Origin of the sequence: Maridesulfovibrio bastinii DSM 16055, from assembly GCF_000429985.1 — a bacterium.
Classification (GTDB): domain Bacteria; phylum Desulfobacterota; class Desulfovibrionia; order Desulfovibrionales; family Desulfovibrionaceae; genus Maridesulfovibrio; species Maridesulfovibrio bastinii.
In genome coordinates, this window is the sequence record NZ_AUCX01000034.1 from 1 (window position 1) to 19,757 (window position 19,757).

Consider the following 19,757-nt stretch of genomic DNA (forward strand, 5'->3'; position numbering starts at 1 on the left):
AACATTCTGCCTCAACTATCTCAACGCCTTTCCACTCACAGAGCTTTCGTAAAATTTCACCTATTGCTCTTTTAGTTTCATAGTAGAAAACTTGGCGACGATATTTTGGAGCAAAGACTATATGATATTTACAGTTCCATTTTGTATGGGCTAAACTTTCAGTGTCTCGCAAAGGGACCTCCTTTTGATTTGTTACTACCGCAGCTGCTAGACCGCGGAACTCATTTAACAAATCAAAAGGAGTTTTGCTGATTTATTCATAGCTGTAAGCTTTACGGAACCCCCCGCATAGCGGGGGGTTTTCTACATACAATAAAACCCCGCTTTTAAAAAAAACGGGGTTAGTCAGCAATCTGAGACCGCATATGAATCCATATGCGGTCTAAAATACAAGCTAGTACAGCTTAAAACTTGTTAAAGTTTTCCTTGCTTACTTAACTTGTTAGCACAATCTTTACAATAATCGCCACTGTCATAATGGACGATATCCTCAGGCTCGAACAACTTACCACACAGATCGCATTTTTCCATTTTTTAACTCCTTTGGTTAAGTTTGTGGTTAATTCCACCTCACAACTAGCACCAATCAGTGTTATAATTCAAGATAAAATATAACCATCAGTGGGTTTAAAATAAGAACAGAACTCCTCATGACTTAAACCATGAGGAGGACGAAGTGACTAATTATGCCGAGATCATTGGACAAAACCTCAGGACTTTACGTAAAGACTTACATCTCAGTCAGCAACAAATGGCTGAACGAGCAGACATAAGCTATAAATATCTAGGGGAGATAGAACGTGGCGTGGTTAATTTGTCAGTTGAGATTCTGATGAAGATATGCTGTGCGCTACAAATTGCGCCGGAAAAATTGATCAGCACAAAACAGCAGGCCAATAGCAGTATGCTCGAAGCACAGGCTGTCTTGGGCGAACTGTCGCCACAGCAACTTGAAATCGCTTTGGATATGCTGAAAGTGCTGAAGAATCACTCCAATACAGCAGACTAAAATTAACAAGTGCTGATCGAATAATATCAGATATATATTACCTCCATAACAAGAGAGTCTTTTAACTTTCCAAGCCCCTGCCCGGTCATCCGAGCGGGGGCTTTCTTGCTTTAGGAGGTAACTATGAACGGAAACAGCCTTTGTTCACCGGAAATCACGGAATTGGCCGGGGCAATGCTCAGGGTGCAACAGGCTTTGAAGCCCGCCGCAAAGGATGGACAGAACAATTTCACCAACAGCAGGTACGCCAGCCTGCAATCGGTCATGGAAACCTGCCGGGAGGCCCTGCTGGCAAACGGGATCTGGCTGACTCAGCTCCCGGTACAGGTGGATAATGGAAATCTTGGGCTGGTCAGCAAGATCGTCCATGCGGAATCGGGACAATGGCAGTCTTCATTGCTGGTCATGCCGTTACCGAAAGGTGATCCGCAGGGCTACGGATCGGCCATGACCTACGCTCGCCGGTACGGGCTTGCGGCTTTGATTGGAATTGTCACCGAACACGATGACGACGGAAAAGTATCGTGCCGACCCAATCACAAAATCAACGATTATAACCCTGGAAGACATATGGGTTCACCTGCTGCCGGAGGGTCCAAAAAGCAACCTGAAGGTAGTGGCCCAGCCCCATCGTTGCCGCGTCTTGATGGGGTCCAGTACCGTAAGGAAAACAGCCAGGATGGCAGGTCCTGCATTCTGGCAACCGGCAATACACTTCCGCAGAAAGAATCACTGCGTAAAGCCGGGTTCCGCTGGGATGGGAACCGTAAATTATGGTGGAAATACGAGCAGGCCGCATAAGCGGATACAAATTTAACGCAGCAAATGAAGCGCGTCTCTTAGGAGGCGCGCTTTTTTGTTACCCAAAGGAGGAACGATGGAACCCTTCAGCGACATTACGATTTTCCTGTCCAGCTCAGGACTCGCAATATTTAACAACAAACTGGCTGAAGCCCAGAAGAAATTAACCAAGCAGGAACTGGTGGCCGTTCAGGAGATGCTGGAAGAAAACATTAGCAACCAAACCGGTCAAGGATACGGCGGACACCTCTTTTACTGGACCTCGACAGCATGGGATCACCGTCATCCGTTGGTTTCTTTGATGGAATCAGTCCTCGCAGAACTCGACAGCATTGAATACAGCTTCCTGCGAATCGGTGAGGACGAAAGTGATTTTGAAACCCGTGGCGACTTTTATAACAACCCTTTTGATAACCCGGACGATCTGATTCAGATCACGTCCGGATACAGCGGAGGTTAACATGACCAACACAATCGAAGAGATTGAAAAGCTCAGTCCAGCCGAACTGGATGCAGGGTTGATATTCAGCGGCAAGGCTTCCGGGCGCATGGTGCAGGGCTTTGAATCTGCATCATCGTTTACCCCGCGTCTGGATGCCGAGTATCTGTTCCATGAATCCAGCCGGGATGTGGTGGTCTGGTTCATGGATAGTTCCGATCCGATCTACCTATTCGGCCCCAGTGGGAGCGGCAAGACCAGCCTGATCAAACAGTTGGCTGCCAAGCTCAATTATCCGGTGTTTGAAATCACCGGCCACAGCCGTCTGGAGTTCCCGGAAATGGTCGGACACCTGACCGTGGAAGAAGGGAGCATGGAATTCCAGTACGGTCCGCTTGCTCTGGCGATGAAATACGGCGGTCTTCTACTCCTAAATGAAATCGACATCATTGATCCGGCTACTGCGGCGGGATTGAATGGAATACTGGATGGTGAACCGCTCTGCATCTCCGAGAACGCGGGCGAGATTATCCATCCGCATCCCATGTTCAGATTTGCGGCTACCGCCAATTCCAATGGTGCGGCTGATGAAACGGGCCTTTATCAAGGGGTTAATCGGCAAAATATCGCATTTATGGATCGCTTCTGGCTCTGTGAAATCGGCTATCCGACACCGGAAGCCGAAACGGAACTACTTTCCCGCAAAGCTAAGAGCCTGCCTGAGAACATCCGTAAGAAAATGGTCGAATACGCCAACTCCGTCCGTAAGCTATTCATGGGTGAAGCAACCGGAAATCTTACCGACACCATCGAGGTTACGTTCTCAACTCGAACCTTGATTCGTTGGGCGGATCTTACTGTCCGGTTCCAGCCGTTAGCGCGGCAGGGAATTCAGCCGGTAACTTATGCTCTGGATCGGGCTCTTGGCTATCGGGCCAGCCGGGAAACGCGGACAGTGCTGCATGAACTGGCGCAACGCATTTTCCCCATGGAAGAAGACAAATAATCAACAATATAAACGAGACAAGCAAATTTCATGAGCGGGGCAGCTTCGGCTGCTCCGCTTCTATTTTGCGTAAATGAAAGGAGGATATCATGGAAACCAAAACCCGGATCACCGTTCTCAATCACATCCTGGCTTTGAACCTGGATGTGAATATCTGGTCAGCCAGAAAGAAACTCACTCCGTCTGACTTCGGGGCTACGCAGCTTCCGCCGGAAGAACTTGCTTCTCTCGGAAGTAAACGGGTTTGCAACCCGGAAGACCTGCGTATCTTCGGTACACTTAAATCCCGTGCAGTGAATATGCTTGATCGGCATGGCGTGCGCTTTCTCGGCGGCTGGGCCATTTCTGAGAAGGTCGCTGATGAGATCGTGAAAGAACTTACCTCAATCGAGAAAGAATTCCTTGCAGCGAAGGAAGACTTCCTCAGTCGTTATGATGAAGCTGTACAGGACTGGATCAAGCAGCATCCCGGTTGGGAAAAGCTTATCGGCAGTTCCACGGTCAGTGCTGAGTACGTGCGTTCCCGAATCGGCTTCAAGTGGCAGTTCTTCAAGCTGGCTGCCCCGGAAAAGAACTCAGTAAAGAAGGGACTCAAGGAAGAGGTCAACAAACTTGGTTCCACGCTCTTCGATGAGATTGCCAAGACAGCTACCGAGACATGGAACCGTTGCTACGCAGGAAAGGTCAAAGTTACACACAAGGCCCTTTCACCGCTGAGGTCCATTCAGGACAAGCTCAACGGCCTGTCCTTTATTGACCCCAGAGTCATCCCCATCACCGATCTACTCCAGACAGCCTTCGACAAGGTGCCATCCCGTGGATTCATACGGGATGGGGATCTGCTCATGCTTCAGGGGGTTGTCTCCCTGCTCCGTGAGCCTGCATTGCTCGTGGAGAATGCGCAGAAGATTATTGATGGAAGCACAGCTGAGGACCTTCTGGAAAGCCTAATCGCAGCTCCGAAGGCTCCCGAGACTGAAGATATTCCCGAAACTCCTAAACAAAGCCACGTCCCACAGACTGCAACCCAGCAGCAGATAGATAGTCACGGGCTGTGGTGATCGGAGGTCGCATGAATAACAAACTGCTGATGAAGTCTTTGCCGTTTGTGGCGAGCGTACTCGGTCGGAAGTATGGAGTGCAGATCAAAATTGGTGGAGACAAGGCTTTTACTGATGGAAGAACTATTCAGTTGCCAGCTTTACCGTTGGGCAATGACGAACTGACACTTAAACTTGCCAGAGGCTATGCGGATCATGAAGCCGCCCACATCCGCGAGACTAATTTTGAATGGTTGAAGTTGGCAAAGCTGACTCCATTTGAAATGCACATCTGGAATTCGCTGGAAGACTGGCGGGTGGAAAATAAGCTGGCCGAGATCTTCCCCGGCTGCCGTCAGAACTTCCATTGGTTGATCCGTCACTTATTCATTAATGAGGGCGGACAAGATCATGGGCATAAATCCGATTCGGCAACTTCCATCCTTAATTGGTTGCTTCTGACAGTTCGCTCCTGGGATGTGGAAGAGCTGGGCATTGAATGTGCCCGATTAGCATCAATAATCAATGCGGAATACCCTACCCTTACGGACCGTCTAAACGACATTCTGCAAAAGTTTCGATTCAAATGCGACTCCACTCAGGATTGCATCCTCTATACACGGGAAATAGTGGCTCTGCTGGAAAGCTACATTAATCAGGGTGATTCAAAATATTCCAAAGGTCGAGGCACTGCCGGTGATTTGAAGAAGCTGATCAACTCCAAAGCGACTGACCTTCCCAAAGCATTCGGAGAAGTTCTGGAAGAACAATTGGCGAGCCACGTGCCGGATAACGCAGAAGAAGGGCTCCGGGTAGCCAAGGACGGCTATAAAAGGCTCAGCGTATTGAACGAGGATGAACTCGAACAGACCCGCAAGGCATCCACAGCACTCAAATCTCGACTGCATGGAATCATTCAGGCCAAAACCATTAAGCATGACCGAATCGGCAGACATGGCCGGTTGAGTACTGCACACCTGCACCGTATCGCGGTTGGAAATCCACGGATGTTTCGCAGCAGACAGGAAAGCCGAGGGATCAGCACGGCAGTTCACATCCTTATTGATTGTTCCGGTTCCATGCGCAGACGCATCGGGCTGGCTTCGCAGATCAGCCATACCGTGGTCAGTGCGCTGAACTCCATCAATGGCGTAAGTGTGGGCGTAAGTGCCTTTCCCGCTGTCAGGGCTCAGGGAGGTGAAAACTACGATGAACCTACAGTGGCCCCCATCCTTAACCATGGTCAGAAGCTGCATACCCGTTTCGGTGTTGCCGCTTCTGGATCAACCCCACTGGGCGAAGTGCTCTGGTGGACATTCCAACAAATGCTGCCGTTGCCAGAGAATAGAAAGATCATCCTTTGCATAACGGACGGTGTCCCGGACAACCCGGACAACGCCCACCAAGCAATCAAAGACGGAAGCGCATACGGCTTCGAAATCTACGGTCTCGGAATCAACTCCGAGGCCGTTTTTCATTTGTTCCCCGGAAAAAGCAGAGTCATCACCGAACTCCCGGATCTGGCACCGGCCATGTTTGACCTGCTTCAGGAGTCATTAACCAAATAAACAAGGAGAAAGATCCATGTCTGAAGAGAATCCTTTATGCCCCAAATGCGGCACAAGTGCTTTCGTTGTGCTCGTCAATAACACTCAGAAACTCGGAAGCGCAGTCGGTGGAGCCGCTGGCGGCGTTGCCGGATACGCCGGCGCAACATCCGGGGCCGCCACAGGTGCAGCTATCGGATCTGTTGTCCCGGTAATCGGAATAGGGATCGGTGCCCTCGCTGGTGGCCTTGCCGGAGCAATGGCCGGATTCTTCGCCGGTTCCAAGGTTGGCAACGAGATCGGAGAGCATGTGGATCGGCATGTCATTGGTCAATACCGCTGCAACCGTTGCGGCACTCAGTTTGAAATTTAAACCGTGGAGGTAAGCATGAAGAATGTATTGATATTTATCGGCGGTGTGGCAGTCGGGATTCTGGCTGTTACCGGGGTATATGCTTTGGATGAAGAAGGAGGGAGTGAATTGTCTGGGGAAAATGAGGACCGGGATGATCTGGGGGAAGAATCTGTAGACGACAGGCTGGAGGAATTGATGGAGCCTGATGGGAGTTAGGTTTGAATATAATGCCGCCGGGTAACACCGGCGGCATTGCAATTCTAAACCCATATATAACATTATTTTTTAAATAACACTAAATAAACCACTAGAATCTAATCAGAGCATAAGTCCAATATACACGACTTGGAGTCGAAGAATCCTTGTTAACTACATCCAAAACCATTAGACACCACCCCAACAATCAGCCATACTTCCCACCTAGACGAGTAACAATCTTCACCCGTTATCACTCAGCGTCACGTGAAAAGGTTGTACAGGAGTTGTACAAACCGAAAAAACAAAAAACAAAAGGGTGCTAGACTATTCGTCTAACACCCTGTATTTGCTGTGGTAGGCCACCAAGGAATCGAACCTTGAACCAACGGATTAAGAGTCCGCTGCTCTACCAATTGAGCTAGTGACCCGCGCTTCGTGAAGAGGTGTTTATGGAGATTCTCCAAGGAAGTCAACAATAAAATTTATTTTTTTTAAAAAAAGGCAAATTAATGCGTTTTAAGCCAAATATTTTTATTTTATCAAGTTTAATTCTTATCATACTCTGTGTCTGCCCTAATCAAGCTGAAAGCTCCGTAAATCAAAAACATAATTTTGAAGCAAGCTGGCAGCTTTTCAAAATCAATTCTGAAGACCGGCAACATTTTAATATTAAAGCTAAAATCATCGCCGCCATGTTCATAAAACCGGACAATGGCTGGTACACCTATACAAATAATCCCGGAAAACTAGGACAACCGACCAGAGTTAAGGCACGCCTTAATCCCGGCGACACAAAAATCTCCCCTGTGTTTCTGCCGGGTGAAAAAAAAGATGATCCTTTCAATCCCGGAGAAAAGATAAATGTATATAAAAAAAGGACACCTATACTTTTTGTTCTCCCGGATACGAAAAATACATTTTCAATAAAAGCGGATCTTAATCTGCTGATGTGTTCCCCCACAGCCTGCCTGCCTGTTAAAACGAGCCTAACTTTTATAGGGGTGGATGTTAAAATAAATGAACTTGAGTCCGCAGAAAATCAACCGTGGTGGTCCTCTGTCTCAAATGCGCTGAAATCTAGCGCTAAAGCCTATCCATCCACCAAAATAGGAATAAAAAGCAGCAAAGATAAACCGCAGACCAGCCCGAAGTCTGAAAATTCCGGGACATTGAAAACGGAAAAAAGGCAAAACGAATTTACTGATTTTTCACCACGCTTTTTCAGTCCTGATCTTGAAGTTAATGATCTGGGAATAGCGATTCTATTTGGAATTATTGCAGGATTTCTCCTGAATTTCATGCCCTGCGTACTCCCAGTGATAAGTCTCAAACTTTCAGTTTTAATATCAGGTGTTGCAAATACTGATTTTAGCAGCAGTAAAAAAATATTCCGAACCCATAACCTGTTTTTCTCACTTGGCATTCTAATATATTTCGGATGCCTGAGCCTTATCTTAGGTGCAACAGGAATGGCATGGGGACAAATTTTTCAAAAACCATCAGTTGTAATAGCCCTGACAGGTATTGTTTTCGCCCTGAGCTTGAGTCTCTTTGGAATCTTCAATCTTCCGGTTGTAGATCTTAAATTCGGTGCAAACAACACAGGTGCCAGACGTCAGGCTTTTTTCACAGGATTTCTGGCAACACTGCTGGCCACACCATGCAGCGGACCTTTTTTAGGCGGAGTTTTAGGCTGGGCTATGATTCAGCCGCCGCTGGTTATCAGCAGCGTATTTTTCAGTGTCGGACTTGGAATGGCTCTGCCATACATATTTATGGCCGCATTCCCTGCTCTGGTTAAAAAATTTCCACGCCCCGGAGCATGGACCGGATGGGTGGAAAAAGCCGCAGGATTTTTCCTAGCCGGAACCTGTATTTACCTGATAAGCATTCTTCCCGGCAATATGGTCCTGCCCTGCCTTATCTTCTTATGGCTGGCTGGTGTAGGAGCGTGGATATGGGGGCTCTCCTCCAAAACCGACAGCCATCCCGGTAGAAATGTGCTTCGAGTTATAGCTCTCTGCATTTTCATTGGCGGGGCATATTGGGCTGCTACTCCACCGGTAAATTCTGCCAACTGGATTCCTTTTGAAAAAAAGGATTTTACAGAACGGCTGGGTAATGAAAAAATGCTCGTTGAATTTACGGCAGACTGGTGTCCGTCATGTAAAGTGCTTGAAAAAACCGTACTTACACCTTCCAACTTAAACAAATGGAAAGAGGAATACGGCATTACATTTATTAAAGTTGACTTGACATCACCGGACAAAGAAGCTGATGACTTCCTGCGTGCCATGGGCAGCAGAAGCATACCACTTGCTGCTGTTTTCAATACAGGTGACCAAAAGAAATCTCCGCTCGTTCTGCGTGATCTTTACACGACCGGACAACTCGCAGAAGCTCTTGAAAGCTTGAATCAATAAATTTCAAAAAGGATTTTTTATGCTCGATTTTAATTTCTTCATTCCGACTAAAATAATGTTCGGCCCCGGCAAAATAAATGAACTTGCCAATGTCAAACTTCCAAAAGGAAGCAAAGCAATGATCGTTATAGGCGAATCCGGAGCAATGCTTACCAACGGATATCTTGAAAAAGTTCAAGCCGGCCTTGGTCGTCAAAATGTAGCCACAATTGTATTTGATAAAATCAGCCCGAACCCGACCTCTGAACAGGTTGATGAAGCTGCCGCAATTGTAAAAGAAAAAGAAATTGATTTCATTGTCGGACTCGGAGGCGGAAGCACAATTGATTCCGCCAAAGTGATTGCACTGCTTGGTGCCAACAAAGGCAAATGCTGGGATTTCATGCAGTCCGGTTCAGGTGGAGGAATAACTCCTGAAAATGAAGCACTGCCCTTGATAGCAATACCGACAACAGCAGGAACAGGAACAGAAGCTGATCCCTGGGCAGTAGTCAGCAAGTCCGGCGGAAATGAAAAAATCAGCCTCGGTTACGACTCAACCTTCCCTATCCTTTCAATTGTGGACCCGGAACTTATGGTGAGCGTTCCTCCAAGGATGACCGCCTATACCGGAATTGATGCGTTCTTCCACGGCGTTGAAACATTTCTTTCACTGAATCATCAGCCCACAAGCGATATGCTGGCTCTAGAGTCTATCCACCTCATTAGCCATTATCTTCCGCTTGCCATTGCTGAGGGCGAAAATGTTGAAGCCCGCACAGTAATGGCCTGGGCAAGCACCGCAGCCGGAATGTGCGAATCTCTTTCACGCTGCATTTCACAGCATGCCCTGGAACATGCTCTCAGCGGTTTTTATCCATCAATTCCTCACGGTCTTGGACTTGCTAAACTGGCAATACCTTATTTCAGACATCTGATAATATACAGTCCTGAAAGATTTGAAGATCTGGCCATGACCATGGGCTATGATCTTGAACCTTTTGAAGAGGAACTTAGACCTCAGGTATTTTTGCAGGGACTGGAAGATCTGCTCGAAAAAACAGGACTCAAAGAAGAAAGTCTTGAAAAATACGGTGCTAAAATTGAAGACGTCCCTGCCCTTGTAGACCTTGCCTTGAACTCAATGGGCAAACTTTTTGATGCCACACCAGCTGATATGACCAGAGAAGAACTCGAAACAATAATGCATGAAGCCATTGCAGGATAGGTCTGCCACGCTGGACAGCCCTATTTGAGCTTGTTATAAAAATTAGAGCCGTTGCTTTCCATCCGGGAAGCAACGGCAATTAAACAGGAAAACGCATGGCTATCAAAAAGAAAAAAATAATCCAGTGTCCACTTTGCAACAGTAACAGGCTCTATATTCGTAAAGGTCTGCTGAGCGACCTTCTGATATCTTTACTGATACCAGTGCGTTCTTATTCCTGCGGTTCGTGCAGCAGCAATTTCCGCCGTTTCGGAAACTATTTTCTCAGCCGTCAGGCTTTGATCCATCTTGTAATAATTCTTGGACTTGTTATTTTTTTCAAACCACAGGTTTTGAGTCCTGACTTCTGGACATTTCAAAAATCATCACCGGCCGTTGCTTTAAACAGCACCTTAAAGTCAGCTGACAATTCTACCATAGAAGCATCCGCCAACCAGACAGCAGATTCCAACAATTCCACTCTCATAACTGTTCCAGCAGACTCAGCATCACAATCAGAGAATGCAACTGAACAGGAAATCACCGCACAACAGAACTCAAGCTCGCCGCTTTCAAATGATGAAATCAACGCTCATGCGGAAAACGCAACTGATCAGGCTTCAAACGCTACCCCGGAGCCTGAAAAAATTGAAACTGCGAAAACAATAACTTCAGGAACACTCAGTTCAATATATTTCAGCGAGCACAGCGGCAGAACAAGTGTACGGCTGGACCTCGGTGGTGCTCCACTTTCCTACACATCTTTCCTGCTTAAAAATCCGGATAGGATCGTCGTGGATATACTTGGTAAATGGCAATATAAAGGACAAAACATTCTGACCCCGGAGAACCCTGTATTTTCAAAATTCAGGATTGGAGTCTATCCTGAAAAAATAAGACTGGTAATGGACCTTAAAGGAAAAAGCCCGGCCCCGGTCATCAATAAAACCGGAACCGGACTTACAATAAATCTGAAATAATCAATCAATATAGATTATGGAAAAGTCATCACCGGTTATGCTGCGGCATCCATCGGCGGTGACTTCAAAAGTATTTTCAACACCGACCATGCCAACTCCCGGAATGGACTGCTTCGGTTCAAAAGCGAAAACCATTCCCTTCTGAATTTCAAGATCAAATCCCTTGGCTACTGGCGGGAAACCGTCAACAGCAAGCCCTATCCCATGCCCGAGGAAAGGAACCTTGGATTGACCAATACCCATAAATCCTTCGCTGAAACCACGCTTCTCTGCTTCGCTTAACACCGCAAGATATATTGCTTCCGGTGTTGCGCCCGGTTTCAACATACTTGCAGCAAGCGACTGCATATCCTCGCAGAAAGATTGCGCGGAGAGCACTGACTCCGGTATTGATTCACGATTTCCACCCCAGTAAATCTGTGTTTTATCAGTATGATACCCCTCCAGAACAAAGCCGACATCAGTTGACAGGGGAGTTCCTTTTTTCCATGTTACCGAAGCATTTCCCATGCATGGAGTTGAGGGATGTTCCCCTCTTAATCCCAACGGACCATTGAAAGAGCTTGGATAAATCCCGGAATCACCGGCCGAGACATGTCCCAGAAAAATTTCCTCACCATAAGACTGCATACGCATCAATCCCTGATGACCCAGCTCAAAGAAAACATTCCAGATAATATGTGAAATTTCCCTCTCAGTCATGCCGGTTTTAATTCTTCCGGGAAGGACGTTAAAAAGAGCATGATGATGCAATTCTCCAGTCCTGCGCATGATTTCAAGCTCAAATTCAGACTTAAGGGACCGTGCAAAAGAAAAGACTTTATCAGCAGGTTTGAACTTAACCTCCTTTATTCTGGAGGTCAGCATTTCTCCAAGCTGCCATGTGAGTCCTCCACTTTCAACCCCAATAATTTCCGTAAGAGGCGATCCACATTCCTTAGCAATAGGGGCAAGATGACTGTAAGACTTGAAAGCCCGAATGTTTTTAACAGGACTTTCAAGCATGGCCCTATCCAAAGAACGCCTGACGAACAGTACCGGTTCACCCTCCAGCGGAAGCCAGAACACCCCGTTTACTAGAGAACCGCTCAGATAATAAATCTGGAGACGAGAAAAAGCCATTACACCACTTGCATCCGGGACAAGAGTACGCAAAAAATCGCGGCACTTTTCCCAGCGGATTTTTAATTCATCCTCAGGTACTGCAAACTGCTTTTTAAATTCAGTCATATCAATTACCCTCATTTATTAATTTGTATTTTCTGATTTGAATGAATACGGGCTCAGATAAAAAAAGGAAGGAAAGCTGCAACAATTTTCAGCCGGATAACTTTTTTGCATTAGCAGAAAGATTACTGTAGCATGCGCCCAGTCTGCGATTTGTGTCAATCAGGAAGACAGGAGGCAATAAATTGCTTTACGATGATAAAGAGCTAGCTGGACTTCTAGCAGAGGTCAAGAGCATTGCAATCATAGGAGCTGTAGATAAACCGGGACGTCCGGTTGACAGTGTGGGCAGGTATCTTATTGACTCCGGTTTTAAAATTTTTCCTGTTCATCCTAAACGGACAAACGTCTGGGGGCTTGAAACCTTCCCTTCAATTCTGGATATTCCTGAACCAATTGATATTGTAGATTTGTTCAGAGCAGCAAATTTCTGCCCCGACCACGCAAACGAAGTGTTGCAACTAAAGCAACTCCCGAGTATTTTCTGGATGCAGTCCGGGATATTCTGTTCCGAAGCCAAAGAAATACTCTCCACTACCCCAGTTAAAATTATTGAAAACCGTTGTCTGATGGTTGAACACCAAAGGTTGGTTAATAAATAAATGACATTAGCTTTTGAATGTAAAATGTGCGGTCACTGCTGCAAAGGCAAAGGTGGAATAATCCTCACATCCAAAGACCGCAGCAGGCTTGCTGAGCACCTTAAAATCAGCCCTGAAGAACTCATCGAAAAATATACGGAAAAAATAAACGGTAAAATAAGACTTATCTGCGGTGAAGACGACTACTGCATTTTTTTCAGCGAGGGCTGCTCTGTTCATCCGGGAAGACCGGATATCTGCCGTGCATGGCCTTTCTTCCGCGGAAATTTAATTGATGAAACTAGTTGGGAGATGATTCAGGAATACTGTCCCGGAGTTGAGGCTAAAGCCGGGCATAAGGAATTTGTTCGTCAGGGCAAAGAATACATCAAGCAGGAAGGATTACGTCAGCATGACCCTGACATTGCCCCCAATGCACTAATCACCGACCCGGAATAATCCATTATAATGACTCTTCAGGAAGCGTACAGCATATTACAATTGACTCCGGGAGCAGGCAGCCCGGAAGTAAAAAAGGCTTTCAGGAAACTTGCCTTTAAAATGCACCCGGACCTGAACCCCAGCCCTGACGCTGCGGCAAAGTTCAGACAGATAAACGAAGCTTACGTCTTTCTCACCAAAAACAAAGACAACAAGTACCGGGCTTCGTCATCAAAAGAAAACTTCAGAGCTTCCTCAGCAAGCAAAGCAAAGACAAGTGCATCGGAAGGAGCCAAAGCCTACCGTTCACAGCAGCAACGCACAAAACAATCATACACCGGTGCATCTTCTACAACAAGATCATCAGCTTCCAGAGGAACATTCTACAGACGTGAAGAAGAAGTTCTTAAAGATATTTTAAATGATCCTTTTGCCAGACAGGTTTTCGAAGACATATACAGCCAGATAAAAAAAGACCGTCCGGGTTCTTATAATAAAAGTGCTACTGAAAAAAAAATAAACTTCAACTGGGGTCAGAAATCAGCATCGCTTGATGTCAGCTCCGGTCTTCTGGGTGGTCTTAAATCATGGATGCGCAATCAGCTTGATGACACCCAGACTGTCTATTATCCAGCAGGTGTTCTTTTTCCGGGTAGAACCATACGCATAACAATTGCACAGGGCCTAAGAAAAAAAACCAAAACTCTTGATATCACTTTACCCCGTGATTTTGTGATTGGCAGAAGCATCCGGCTTAAAGGTCAGGGACGTAGGCTTGGACCATTCAAGGGCGATCTTTATCTCAAAATTTTAGCAAAATAAATTTATATACAAATGCCGCAGAGCGAAGCTCTATAAGGGATACTCCAATTTTATTTTAATTTTTGCCGCTTATAATCAGCTTTTTTTACTTGTTTTCCATCTAAAATTTTACTAGCCCCTCATATAGAAGAAGACCGCAAAAACAATTCAGCATGAAGTTGCGGGCGTCTATAAAAGTAAGACTTCCCATCATGCCGAATGCAAGTGGATATCTACCCTCATTGCCGATTACAGCGGTCATTTACAGCCAACCAAAATCAAGGGGGTTTATAAAATGCTGGCCATTCTAGATTATAAAGCAGGAAACCAGACCAGCGTGAAGCGTGCCCTGACTCAATTAGGCATTCCGAACGAAATCACCTCCGACCCGGAAAAACTGGCACACGCAGAAGGTATCATTTTCCCCGGTGTTGGAGCAGCAGGACAGGCCATGGACGAGCTTGAGTCCGAAGGACTCGATGAACTTCTCAAAAAACTGATCAACCAGAACAAACCTCTTCTCGGTATCTGCGTTGGATGCCAGATTCTTCTCGACTACAGCGAAGAGAACGATACCAAAGCATTGTCTGTTGTCCCCGGAGAATGTCATCTTTTCAATCCTTCATGGGAGGATTACGAAGGTGTCACAATCAGGGTCCCGCACATGGGCTGGAATCAGGTTGACCTTGTTAAGGACTGCCCTCTTTTTAAAGACATTTCCCCTGAAGCATTTTTCTATTTCGTACACAGCTACTACCCGGCACCGGAAAGTAAATTCGTAATTGGAACAACAAAATACGGCATAGACTTCTGCTCCGTCCACGGACATGACGGACTCTGGGCCGTGCAGTTCCACCCGGAAAAAAGTGGAAGACCCGGTTTGAAACTGCTCTCCAACTTCTATGATTACTGTAAGGAGGCATCAAATGCTGTGTAAAAGAATTATCCCCTGCCTCGATGTACGTGACGGTAGACTTACCAAGGGTATCAAATTCAAAGGCAACGTAGATATAGGCGACCCTGTTGCTACAGCCAAAAAATACTATGAAGAAGGAGCAGACGAGATCGTCTTTTATGACATCACCGCTTCATCTGAAAAACGTGGTATTTTTATTGATGTTGTTGAGCGTGTCGCATCTGAAATATTTATCCCCTTTTCAGTCGGTGGCGGTATAAATACCGTTGAAGATATGCGTGCCGTGCTGGTCGCCGGAGCAGAAAAAGTTTCGGTAAACTCCGGAGCGGTAAAAAATCCTGATATAATCAGTCAGGGAGCTGCGGCTTTCGGTTCACAGTGCATAGTTCTCGGAATGGACGTTAAGCGGGTAGAAAAATCAGAAAAAATTCCTTCAGGTTTTGAAATCGTTATTAACGGCGGAAGAAAATTCATGGGCATTGATGCTCTTGAATGGGCCAAAACAGCCGAGGCTCTCGGAGCTGGTGAAATCTGCATCAACTCTATTGATGCCGATGGAACCAAAGACGGCTATGATATTGAGCTGACCAGACTTATTGCCGAGAGTGTAACCATCCCGGTTATCGCTTCCGGTGGAGCCGGACATCCTGACCATATGGTGGAAGCTGTAACTGAAGGACGGGCCACAGCTGCACTTATCGCATCCATAGTTCACTATGGAGAATACACAATTCCTGAACTCAAAAAGTATATGTCAGATAAAGGTGTCCATACCAGAACAACCTGGTAGGCAACTTTAACACCATACTGCTTTTTATTTTATATTTTACAGCTGATCAGGGCGACCTGATCAGCTGTTTTTTTTAACTTTGTCGGACATTGCAGAGGCGTTTTTCAGCCTATCTTATCTCTTATTATCTTAAGATATGGTTCAAAACCGGAATCGATATCTTCAGGCCAGTCAAAAGGTTCAATACTCCTTTTGCCAGCGGCATCCTTTATCATCGCAGCAAGAGTTTTATAGTCCGCAGGATCGTTTATCACTCTGTCTGCTGGGAGAAAGTAACTGCTGCCATTGTCTTTTGAACTTATAACCGGAAGACCACAGGCGAGAGCTTCAAGAACTGAATTTGAGCAGGCATCATAAAAAGACGGCAGCACAAACACATCCGAAGCTCCATAAAAGTTGACCATTCTGTCTACTCTGCCCATAAAACGCACCCGTTCATCCACTCCCAGACTTTTAGCAAGTTTATGGTACCTTGCCGGGTTCCTGTTGCCTGCAACGTGCAGGATGAAATTTGAGGGCAACAGCGGCAAGGTGCGTATCAGCGTTTCAACTCCTTTCAGAGCAAAATTTGTAGTTGCAGTTGAAATAATTATATCATCCGCAGAAAGTCCCTCGTCACTTCTGATTTTTATCCTTCGTGAATTATCCATTGGTGTGAACAATTCCAGATCAGGCTTGTTATAAATTACCTTTATGGTGTCAGGAGCGAGCTGGGGATAACAATCAAGTATCCATTCCTTTACCCTATGGGATACACAGATAATTTTAGCACCGGATTTAATCTGTCTGCGCTCAACATAGTTAATAATGGCATTAACCGGTGCCAGATGCCTTCTGAGCATTTTAAAATTACGTTTAAATCCTTCAGGCCACGCTCTTCTGGAAAGCTTCCAGAAAGCTTTTAAAGGGCCGCCGCCAATGCGCACCAGATCCTGATTGATGGACTTTCCAAGGCTGAAACACAAATCATAGTTCCCTTCCCTGCGCATTTTTTCTGCTGCATATAAAAACCAGAGCAGCTTTCCGGCCCGGCAAAGTCCGTACCTGCCGACAGTTAGCACGTTGACTCCCTTCGGAGGGTCAACTTCACTTTTCGAACATATAAAATCAACACAGTATCCATTTTGGGAGAGGAACGCAGACAGGGAATACCCAAATCGTTCCACACCGCCATAGCAACTGAATTTAGGCAGAATCAAAGCTATTTTCTTCATAACAACCAATTTGAACCTGAGAGCTGTATTATTAATGCCGATAAAAAATCATCGACTTATGTCTTTCTCTTGACAGAAAGCGTTACCGCCGCAAAGATCGACCCCTCATAACAACGCGCGGGGATGTTAGTCCCATTTGTCCAATTTGCCAAGGCTGATTGATTACATGGAGATATAATGTACTTTCACACTCAGATACTTGATTTCAAAATTTTCATTCTTGCCAACCAGATTATCAGGCAGAAATGGCTCGATAAGTATATGCCCCTGATATCTTCACAGGCTGTTTTATGGACAATTATTGCTCTGGTCACAATCTTGGGAGTGTATAAGAAAGGCTCAAAATTTCTGATAATAATGCTAATTATTGTAGCGACAATGGGACTTTCAGATTTTACAACCGGAGTTGTGAAAAAAACTATAGGCAGAATTCGTCCGTTAAATTCTCTTCCACTGACCAACTTCAGGGAAGACGGAAAGTGGCAGAAACGCCCGATGGATTTTGCGCCGAACAAAGAGAAAGGTAATTCCTACCCTTCGGCACATGCAGCTAATTCAATGGCCTTTGCCCTTATGTGTATGTTCTTTTTCAGAAAGCTGCGCCCATGGATGCTTATTATGCCTCTTATGGTAGGTTACTCCCGACTGTACTTAGGAAAACATTTTCCTACGGATGTTATGGCTGGATGGGCTGTGGGATTATGCACGGCACTGACCGTCTGGCTCATCTGGGATAATTTTATACGTGAAAAAATTCCAATCCGTTTCAGACCCTAGACAGCTGTTCAGTAAGAAGACAAAAAAGCCGACGCATGTAGAATTCATACGTCGGCTTTTTATATAGAAATTTAAAAATAAAATTTAATTAAAACTCAACAATAAATTAATCCTCAAGACCTGTTTCAACCTCTTCCGTACGATACTTTTTATACATTTTAACACCAAGTAAAGTTGAAAGAACAAAAAGGATAACAGCCATTATCATCTGAGTATTGGAAGAGACATTAGTCCCGCTGCCGAAAAGAGCAAAAACAATATTCTGCGGCAGATACCCGATAGCTGATCCGGCAATAAAAGGAAGAATGGGAATACTGGTAACACCTGCGGCCAAATTGGCTACAACATTGCTTCCCAGTGGAAAAAACCTGATCGCCAGAGCCATGTTGAAAGGACTGCGACTCAAAAAACTGTCTATTTTAGAAATTCGACTGCCAAAACGTTTTTTAATGAAATTTCGCCCGGCCAGTCTGGCGTAAAGAATTGTTACAGCGCACCCGAGAGTAGTACCGATTGTTCCAAGGAACGCTCCCATGGCAAAACCATAGGCATACCCTCCCATAAAACAGATCAACTGTCTGGGAAAACCCAGAGCACTGAAAAAAACTGCAAGCCCGACATAGGTTAAAACTCCAGCAAAACCGTGGGATCTGACATGAGTATCAATCCAGCCTTTATCAAGAGCTTCATCAAGACCTAAATAACGCAGTAAAAAAACGGCGATACCAAGTATCGCCAAAAGGGACAGCCCCTTTACCAGAGCCTTGACTGTCCCTTTGGATTCTTTGTTTAATATTGTCATTAATTTTATGGAGCCTATTTGTTCTTTTCCCTGATCTTGTAAGAAAAATGCCTGCTTTGAAGCCAGCGTACACCGAATAAATCATAAGCTCCGGCAACAGCCCGGTCCCATGTTCCATATTTAGAGACACCCTCAAGCCTTGGCCTGTGGTTTACTTTTGTCTCGGCCACGCTTGCACCCTGCATTTTCATAAGAGTGGGCAAAAAACGGTGCATCCCGTTAAAACGGGGAATAGAACGGACCATGCTGGTATCCATAATCTTGAGGGAACATCCGGTATCACGCACTGATTCACGGGTGAGCCTGTTACGGATAGCATTGGCTATTTTAGAGGCAATTCGTTTAATCCAGACATCCCTGCGTTTGGCCCGCCAGCCGATAACCATATCATGCCCCTGTTCGTACAGGGTATACATGGCTGGCAGATCAGCAGGATCATTTTGAAGGTCAGCATCCATGGTTGCCACCCTGTCGGCCTGAGCTTCATCAAACCCGGCACAGAAAGCCGCGGATTGTCCCCTGTTTTGTTCAAAAGATATATACCTCAGCCGGGAATAAGCTGCGGCAAGTTCTTTAAGCACAGCAAGACTGTTGTCTGTGCTTCCGTCATCCACGAACACAACCTCATAATTGATGGGCTGCGGATCGAGGGCCGCGGCAATTTCCTGCATGAGTTTGCGTAGGTTGTCCTGTTCGTTATAAACAGGCACCACAATAGAGAGATCATATTTTAATGTCATAGCGAGAGGTGAGATAAAAAAATTTAAATAATTTGTAAATAGAGGTTGACTTCCAAGTTGGTGAAAGTTAGTTATCCTCCACGTGACGCGGGGTGGAGCAGCTTGGTAGCTCGTCGGGCTCATAACCCGAAGGTCAGAGGTTCAAATCCTCTCCCCGCAACCAAAAAGCTTCCGATATGACCTTGATGCTGAATCAAGGTTTTTTTTTCTCTTCTTTCAATGGTTTTGAAAAACAGAGAAAAACATAATTAAGATAGCCTTTAGCACGTATCAAGTCCAGACTGTTTTATTTTGAATACAGATCTTAACAATTTACAACAGCCTGAAATTATATTGGTTTAATATTCATTTTTAATTTGACATACTTGAAAAGCGAATGTAGTTCTCTTTTCACATTGGCGCGGGGTGGAGCAGTTTGGTAGCTCGTCGGGCTCATAACCCGAAGGCCAGAGGTTCAAATCCTCTCCCCGCAACCATAAAGCTC

General features: G+C 45.7%; 22 protein-coding genes and 3 tRNA genes. 19 read left to right on the forward strand and 6 right to left on the reverse strand.

Annotated features, from left to right (window positions below):
- On the reverse strand, nucleotides 1-172 hold a 172-nt coding region (tnpA, locus tag G496_RS0114105), incomplete at its 3' end, for an IS200/IS605 family transposase (protein ID WP_027179842.1).
- A 504-nt stretch (nucleotides 173-676) separates the two neighbouring features.
- On the opposite strand from tnpA, the gene G496_RS0114115 reads away from it, so the two are divergent.
- The 8 genes from G496_RS0114115 to G496_RS0114150 all read left to right on the forward strand — a co-directional run bounded on the left by G496_RS0114115 (nucleotide 677) and on the right by G496_RS0114150 (nucleotide 6,413).
- The gene (locus G496_RS0114115) at nucleotides 677-1,009 is read left to right on the forward strand and encodes a helix-turn-helix domain-containing protein (RefSeq protein ID WP_027179843.1); all 333 of its coding nucleotides are present in this window, start codon (nucleotides 677-679) and stop codon (nucleotides 1,007-1,009) included.
- 123 nt (nucleotides 1,010-1,132) lie between these two features.
- Nucleotides 1,133-1,810, forward strand: coding sequence for an ERF family protein (locus G496_RS0114120; RefSeq protein ID WP_027179844.1), 678 nt, complete (start codon nucleotides 1,133-1,135; stop codon nucleotides 1,808-1,810).
- A gap of 76 nt (nucleotides 1,811-1,886) precedes the next feature.
- A complete protein-coding gene (locus tag G496_RS0114125) occupies nucleotides 1,887-2,270 on the forward strand; it encodes a hypothetical protein (RefSeq protein ID WP_027179845.1) in 384 nt (127 codons plus the stop codon).
- A 1-nt stretch (nucleotide 2,271) separates the two neighbouring features.
- Nucleotides 2,272-3,255 (forward strand): AAA family ATPase, encoded by a 984-nt coding sequence (locus G496_RS0114130; protein ID WP_156900672.1) that lies wholly within the window; start codon nucleotides 2,272-2,274, stop codon nucleotides 3,253-3,255.
- An 89-nt stretch (nucleotides 3,256-3,344) separates the two neighbouring features.
- The gene (locus G496_RS19875; protein ID WP_034633418.1) at nucleotides 3,345-4,316 is read left to right on the forward strand and encodes a DUF3150 domain-containing protein; all 972 of its coding nucleotides are present in this window, start codon (nucleotides 3,345-3,347) and stop codon (nucleotides 4,314-4,316) included.
- A gap of 11 nt (nucleotides 4,317-4,327) precedes the next feature.
- The gene (locus G496_RS0114140) at nucleotides 4,328-5,863 is read left to right on the forward strand and encodes a cobaltochelatase CobT-related protein (protein ID WP_034633420.1); all 1,536 of its coding nucleotides are present in this window, start codon (nucleotides 4,328-4,330) and stop codon (nucleotides 5,861-5,863) included.
- Between the two features lie 16 nt (nucleotides 5,864-5,879).
- Complete coding sequence (locus G496_RS0114145) at nucleotides 5,880-6,215, forward strand: hypothetical protein (protein WP_027179848.1); 336 nt, start codon at nucleotides 5,880-5,882, stop codon at nucleotides 6,213-6,215.
- Nucleotides 6,216-6,230: 15 nt separating this feature from the next.
- A complete protein-coding gene (locus G496_RS0114150; RefSeq protein ID WP_027179849.1) occupies nucleotides 6,231-6,413 on the forward strand; it encodes a hypothetical protein in 183 nt (60 codons plus the stop codon).
- A gap of 334 nt (nucleotides 6,414-6,747) precedes the next feature.
- Here G496_RS0114150 and G496_RS0114155 read toward each other — a convergent pair.
- A tRNA-Lys gene (locus G496_RS0114155) sits at nucleotides 6,748-6,823 on the reverse strand.
- An 81-nt stretch (nucleotides 6,824-6,904) separates the two neighbouring features.
- Between G496_RS0114155 and G496_RS0114160 the strand changes: the two genes are divergently transcribed.
- The 3 genes from G496_RS0114160 (at nucleotide 6,905) to G496_RS0114170 (ending at nucleotide 10,984) form a co-directional block, all read left to right on the forward strand.
- The gene (locus tag G496_RS0114160) at nucleotides 6,905-8,818 is read left to right on the forward strand and encodes a protein-disulfide reductase DsbD family protein (protein WP_027179850.1); all 1,914 of its coding nucleotides are present in this window, start codon (nucleotides 6,905-6,907) and stop codon (nucleotides 8,816-8,818) included.
- 19 nt (nucleotides 8,819-8,837) lie between these two features.
- Nucleotides 8,838-10,025, forward strand: a complete 1,188-nt coding sequence (locus G496_RS0114165) for an iron-containing alcohol dehydrogenase (RefSeq protein ID WP_027179851.1) — start codon at nucleotides 8,838-8,840, stop codon at nucleotides 10,023-10,025.
- A gap of 95 nt (nucleotides 10,026-10,120) precedes the next feature.
- Nucleotides 10,121-10,984 carry an AMIN domain-containing protein gene (locus tag G496_RS0114170; RefSeq protein WP_027179852.1) on the forward strand — a complete coding sequence of 288 codons (864 nt, stop codon included), beginning with the start codon at nucleotides 10,121-10,123 and terminating at the stop codon, nucleotides 10,982-10,984.
- Here G496_RS0114170 and G496_RS0114175 read toward each other — a convergent pair whose 3' ends face one another.
- Nucleotides 10,985-12,214 (reverse strand): M24 family metallopeptidase, encoded by a 1,230-nt coding sequence (locus G496_RS0114175; protein ID WP_027179853.1) that lies wholly within the window; start codon nucleotides 12,212-12,214, stop codon nucleotides 10,985-10,987. It abuts the gene before it with no gap.
- A 182-nt stretch (nucleotides 12,215-12,396) separates the two neighbouring features.
- On the opposite strand from G496_RS0114175, the gene G496_RS0114180 reads away from it, so the two are divergent.
- The 5 genes from G496_RS0114180 to hisF all read left to right on the forward strand — a co-directional run bounded on the left by G496_RS0114180 (nucleotide 12,397) and on the right by hisF (nucleotide 15,740).
- Nucleotides 12,397-12,813 (forward strand): CoA-binding protein, encoded by a 417-nt coding sequence (locus tag G496_RS0114180; RefSeq protein WP_027179854.1) that lies wholly within the window; start codon nucleotides 12,397-12,399, stop codon nucleotides 12,811-12,813.
- Nucleotides 12,814-13,251, forward strand: a complete 438-nt coding sequence (locus G496_RS0114185) for a YkgJ family cysteine cluster protein (RefSeq protein ID WP_027179855.1) — start codon at nucleotides 12,814-12,816, stop codon at nucleotides 13,249-13,251.
- Between the two features lie 9 nt (nucleotides 13,252-13,260).
- Complete coding sequence (locus G496_RS0114190) at nucleotides 13,261-14,055, forward strand: J domain-containing protein (protein WP_027179856.1); 795 nt, start codon at nucleotides 13,261-13,263, stop codon at nucleotides 14,053-14,055.
- Nucleotides 14,056-14,329: 274 nt separating this feature from the next.
- Entirely contained in the window at nucleotides 14,330-14,971 is a 642-nt protein-coding gene (gene hisH, locus G496_RS0114195; RefSeq protein ID WP_027179857.1) for an imidazole glycerol phosphate synthase subunit HisH, read from the forward strand.
- Nucleotides 14,961-15,740, forward strand: coding sequence for an imidazole glycerol phosphate synthase subunit HisF (hisF, locus tag G496_RS0114200; RefSeq protein WP_027179858.1), 780 nt, complete (start codon nucleotides 14,961-14,963; stop codon nucleotides 15,738-15,740). Before hisH ends, hisF begins: the two co-directional genes overlap by 11 nt.
- 104 nt (nucleotides 15,741-15,844) lie before the next feature.
- On the opposite strand, the gene G496_RS0114205 is transcribed toward hisF, so the two are convergent.
- A complete protein-coding gene (locus G496_RS0114205; protein WP_027179859.1) occupies nucleotides 15,845-16,954 on the reverse strand; it encodes a glycosyltransferase family 4 protein in 1,110 nt (369 codons plus the stop codon).
- Nucleotides 16,955-17,131: 177 nt separating this feature from the next.
- Here G496_RS0114205 and G496_RS0114210 point away from each other — a divergent pair, with 177 nt between their 5' ends.
- Nucleotides 17,132-17,731 carry a phosphatase PAP2 family protein gene (locus G496_RS0114210; RefSeq protein WP_027179860.1) on the forward strand — a complete coding sequence of 200 codons (600 nt, stop codon included), beginning with the start codon at nucleotides 17,132-17,134 and terminating at the stop codon, nucleotides 17,729-17,731.
- Nucleotides 17,732-17,837: 106 nt separating this feature from the next.
- On the opposite strand, the gene G496_RS0114215 is transcribed toward G496_RS0114210, so the two are convergent.
- Nucleotides 17,838-18,533 carry a TVP38/TMEM64 family protein gene (locus G496_RS0114215; RefSeq protein WP_027179861.1) on the reverse strand — a complete coding sequence of 232 codons (696 nt, stop codon included), beginning with the start codon at nucleotides 18,531-18,533 and terminating at the stop codon, nucleotides 17,838-17,840.
- Nucleotides 18,534-18,547: 14 nt separating this feature from the next.
- Entirely contained in the window at nucleotides 18,548-19,273 is a 726-nt protein-coding gene (locus G496_RS0114220) for a glycosyltransferase family 2 protein (RefSeq protein WP_027179862.1), read from the reverse strand.
- An 86-nt stretch (nucleotides 19,274-19,359) separates the two neighbouring features.
- Between G496_RS0114220 and G496_RS0114225 the strand changes: the two genes are divergently transcribed.
- Together G496_RS0114225 and G496_RS0114230 are read left to right on the forward strand one after the other, a co-directional pair.
- A tRNA-Met gene (locus G496_RS0114225) sits at nucleotides 19,360-19,436 on the forward strand.
- A gap of 236 nt (nucleotides 19,437-19,672) precedes the next feature.
- Nucleotides 19,673-19,749: transfer RNA gene (locus tag G496_RS0114230), tRNA-Met, on the forward strand.
- Nucleotides 19,750-19,757 lie beyond the last annotated feature (8 nt).

Coding starts and splice junctions, on each gene's coding strand:
- G496_RS0114120 (WP_027179844.1), top strand. CDS start 1,133: ATGAACGGAAACAGCCTTTGTTCACCGGAAATCACGGAATTGGCCGGG.
- G496_RS0114210 (WP_027179860.1), top strand. CDS start 17,132: ATGTACTTTCACACTCAGATACTTGATTTCAAAATTTTCATTCTTGCC.
- hisH (WP_027179857.1), top strand. CDS start 14,330: ATGCTGGCCATTCTAGATTATAAAGCAGGAAACCAGACCAGCGTGAAG.
- G496_RS0114215 (WP_027179861.1), bottom strand. CDS start 18,533: ATGACAATATTAAACAAAGAATCCAAAGGGACAGTCAAGGCTCTGGTA.
- G496_RS0114140 (WP_034633420.1), top strand. CDS start 4,328: ATGAATAACAAACTGCTGATGAAGTCTTTGCCGTTTGTGGCGAGCGTA.
- G496_RS0114190 (WP_027179856.1), top strand. CDS start 13,261: ATGACTCTTCAGGAAGCGTACAGCATATTACAATTGACTCCGGGAGCA.
- G496_RS0114165 (WP_027179851.1), top strand. CDS start 8,838: ATGCTCGATTTTAATTTCTTCATTCCGACTAAAATAATGTTCGGCCCC.
- G496_RS0114145 (WP_027179848.1), top strand. CDS start 5,880: ATGTCTGAAGAGAATCCTTTATGCCCCAAATGCGGCACAAGTGCTTTC.
- G496_RS0114150 (WP_027179849.1), top strand. CDS start 6,231: ATGAAGAATGTATTGATATTTATCGGCGGTGTGGCAGTCGGGATTCTG.
- G496_RS0114175 (WP_027179853.1), bottom strand. CDS start 12,214: ATGACTGAATTTAAAAAGCAGTTTGCAGTACCTGAGGATGAATTAAAA.
- G496_RS19875 (WP_034633418.1), top strand. CDS start 3,345: ATGGAAACCAAAACCCGGATCACCGTTCTCAATCACATCCTGGCTTTG.
- G496_RS0114160 (WP_027179850.1), top strand. CDS start 6,905: ATGCGTTTTAAGCCAAATATTTTTATTTTATCAAGTTTAATTCTTATC.
- hisF (WP_027179858.1), top strand. CDS start 14,961: ATGCTGTGTAAAAGAATTATCCCCTGCCTCGATGTACGTGACGGTAGA.
- G496_RS0114170 (WP_027179852.1), top strand. CDS start 10,121: ATGGCTATCAAAAAGAAAAAAATAATCCAGTGTCCACTTTGCAACAGT.
- G496_RS0114185 (WP_027179855.1), top strand. CDS start 12,814: ATGACATTAGCTTTTGAATGTAAAATGTGCGGTCACTGCTGCAAAGGC.
- G496_RS0114220 (WP_027179862.1), bottom strand. CDS start 19,273: ATGACATTAAAATATGATCTCTCTATTGTGGTGCCTGTTTATAACGAA.
- G496_RS0114125 (WP_027179845.1), top strand. CDS start 1,887: ATGGAACCCTTCAGCGACATTACGATTTTCCTGTCCAGCTCAGGACTC.
- G496_RS0114130 (WP_156900672.1), top strand. CDS start 2,272: ATGACCAACACAATCGAAGAGATTGAAAAGCTCAGTCCAGCCGAACTG.
- G496_RS0114205 (WP_027179859.1), bottom strand. CDS start 16,954: ATGAAGAAAATAGCTTTGATTCTGCCTAAATTCAGTTGCTATGGCGGT.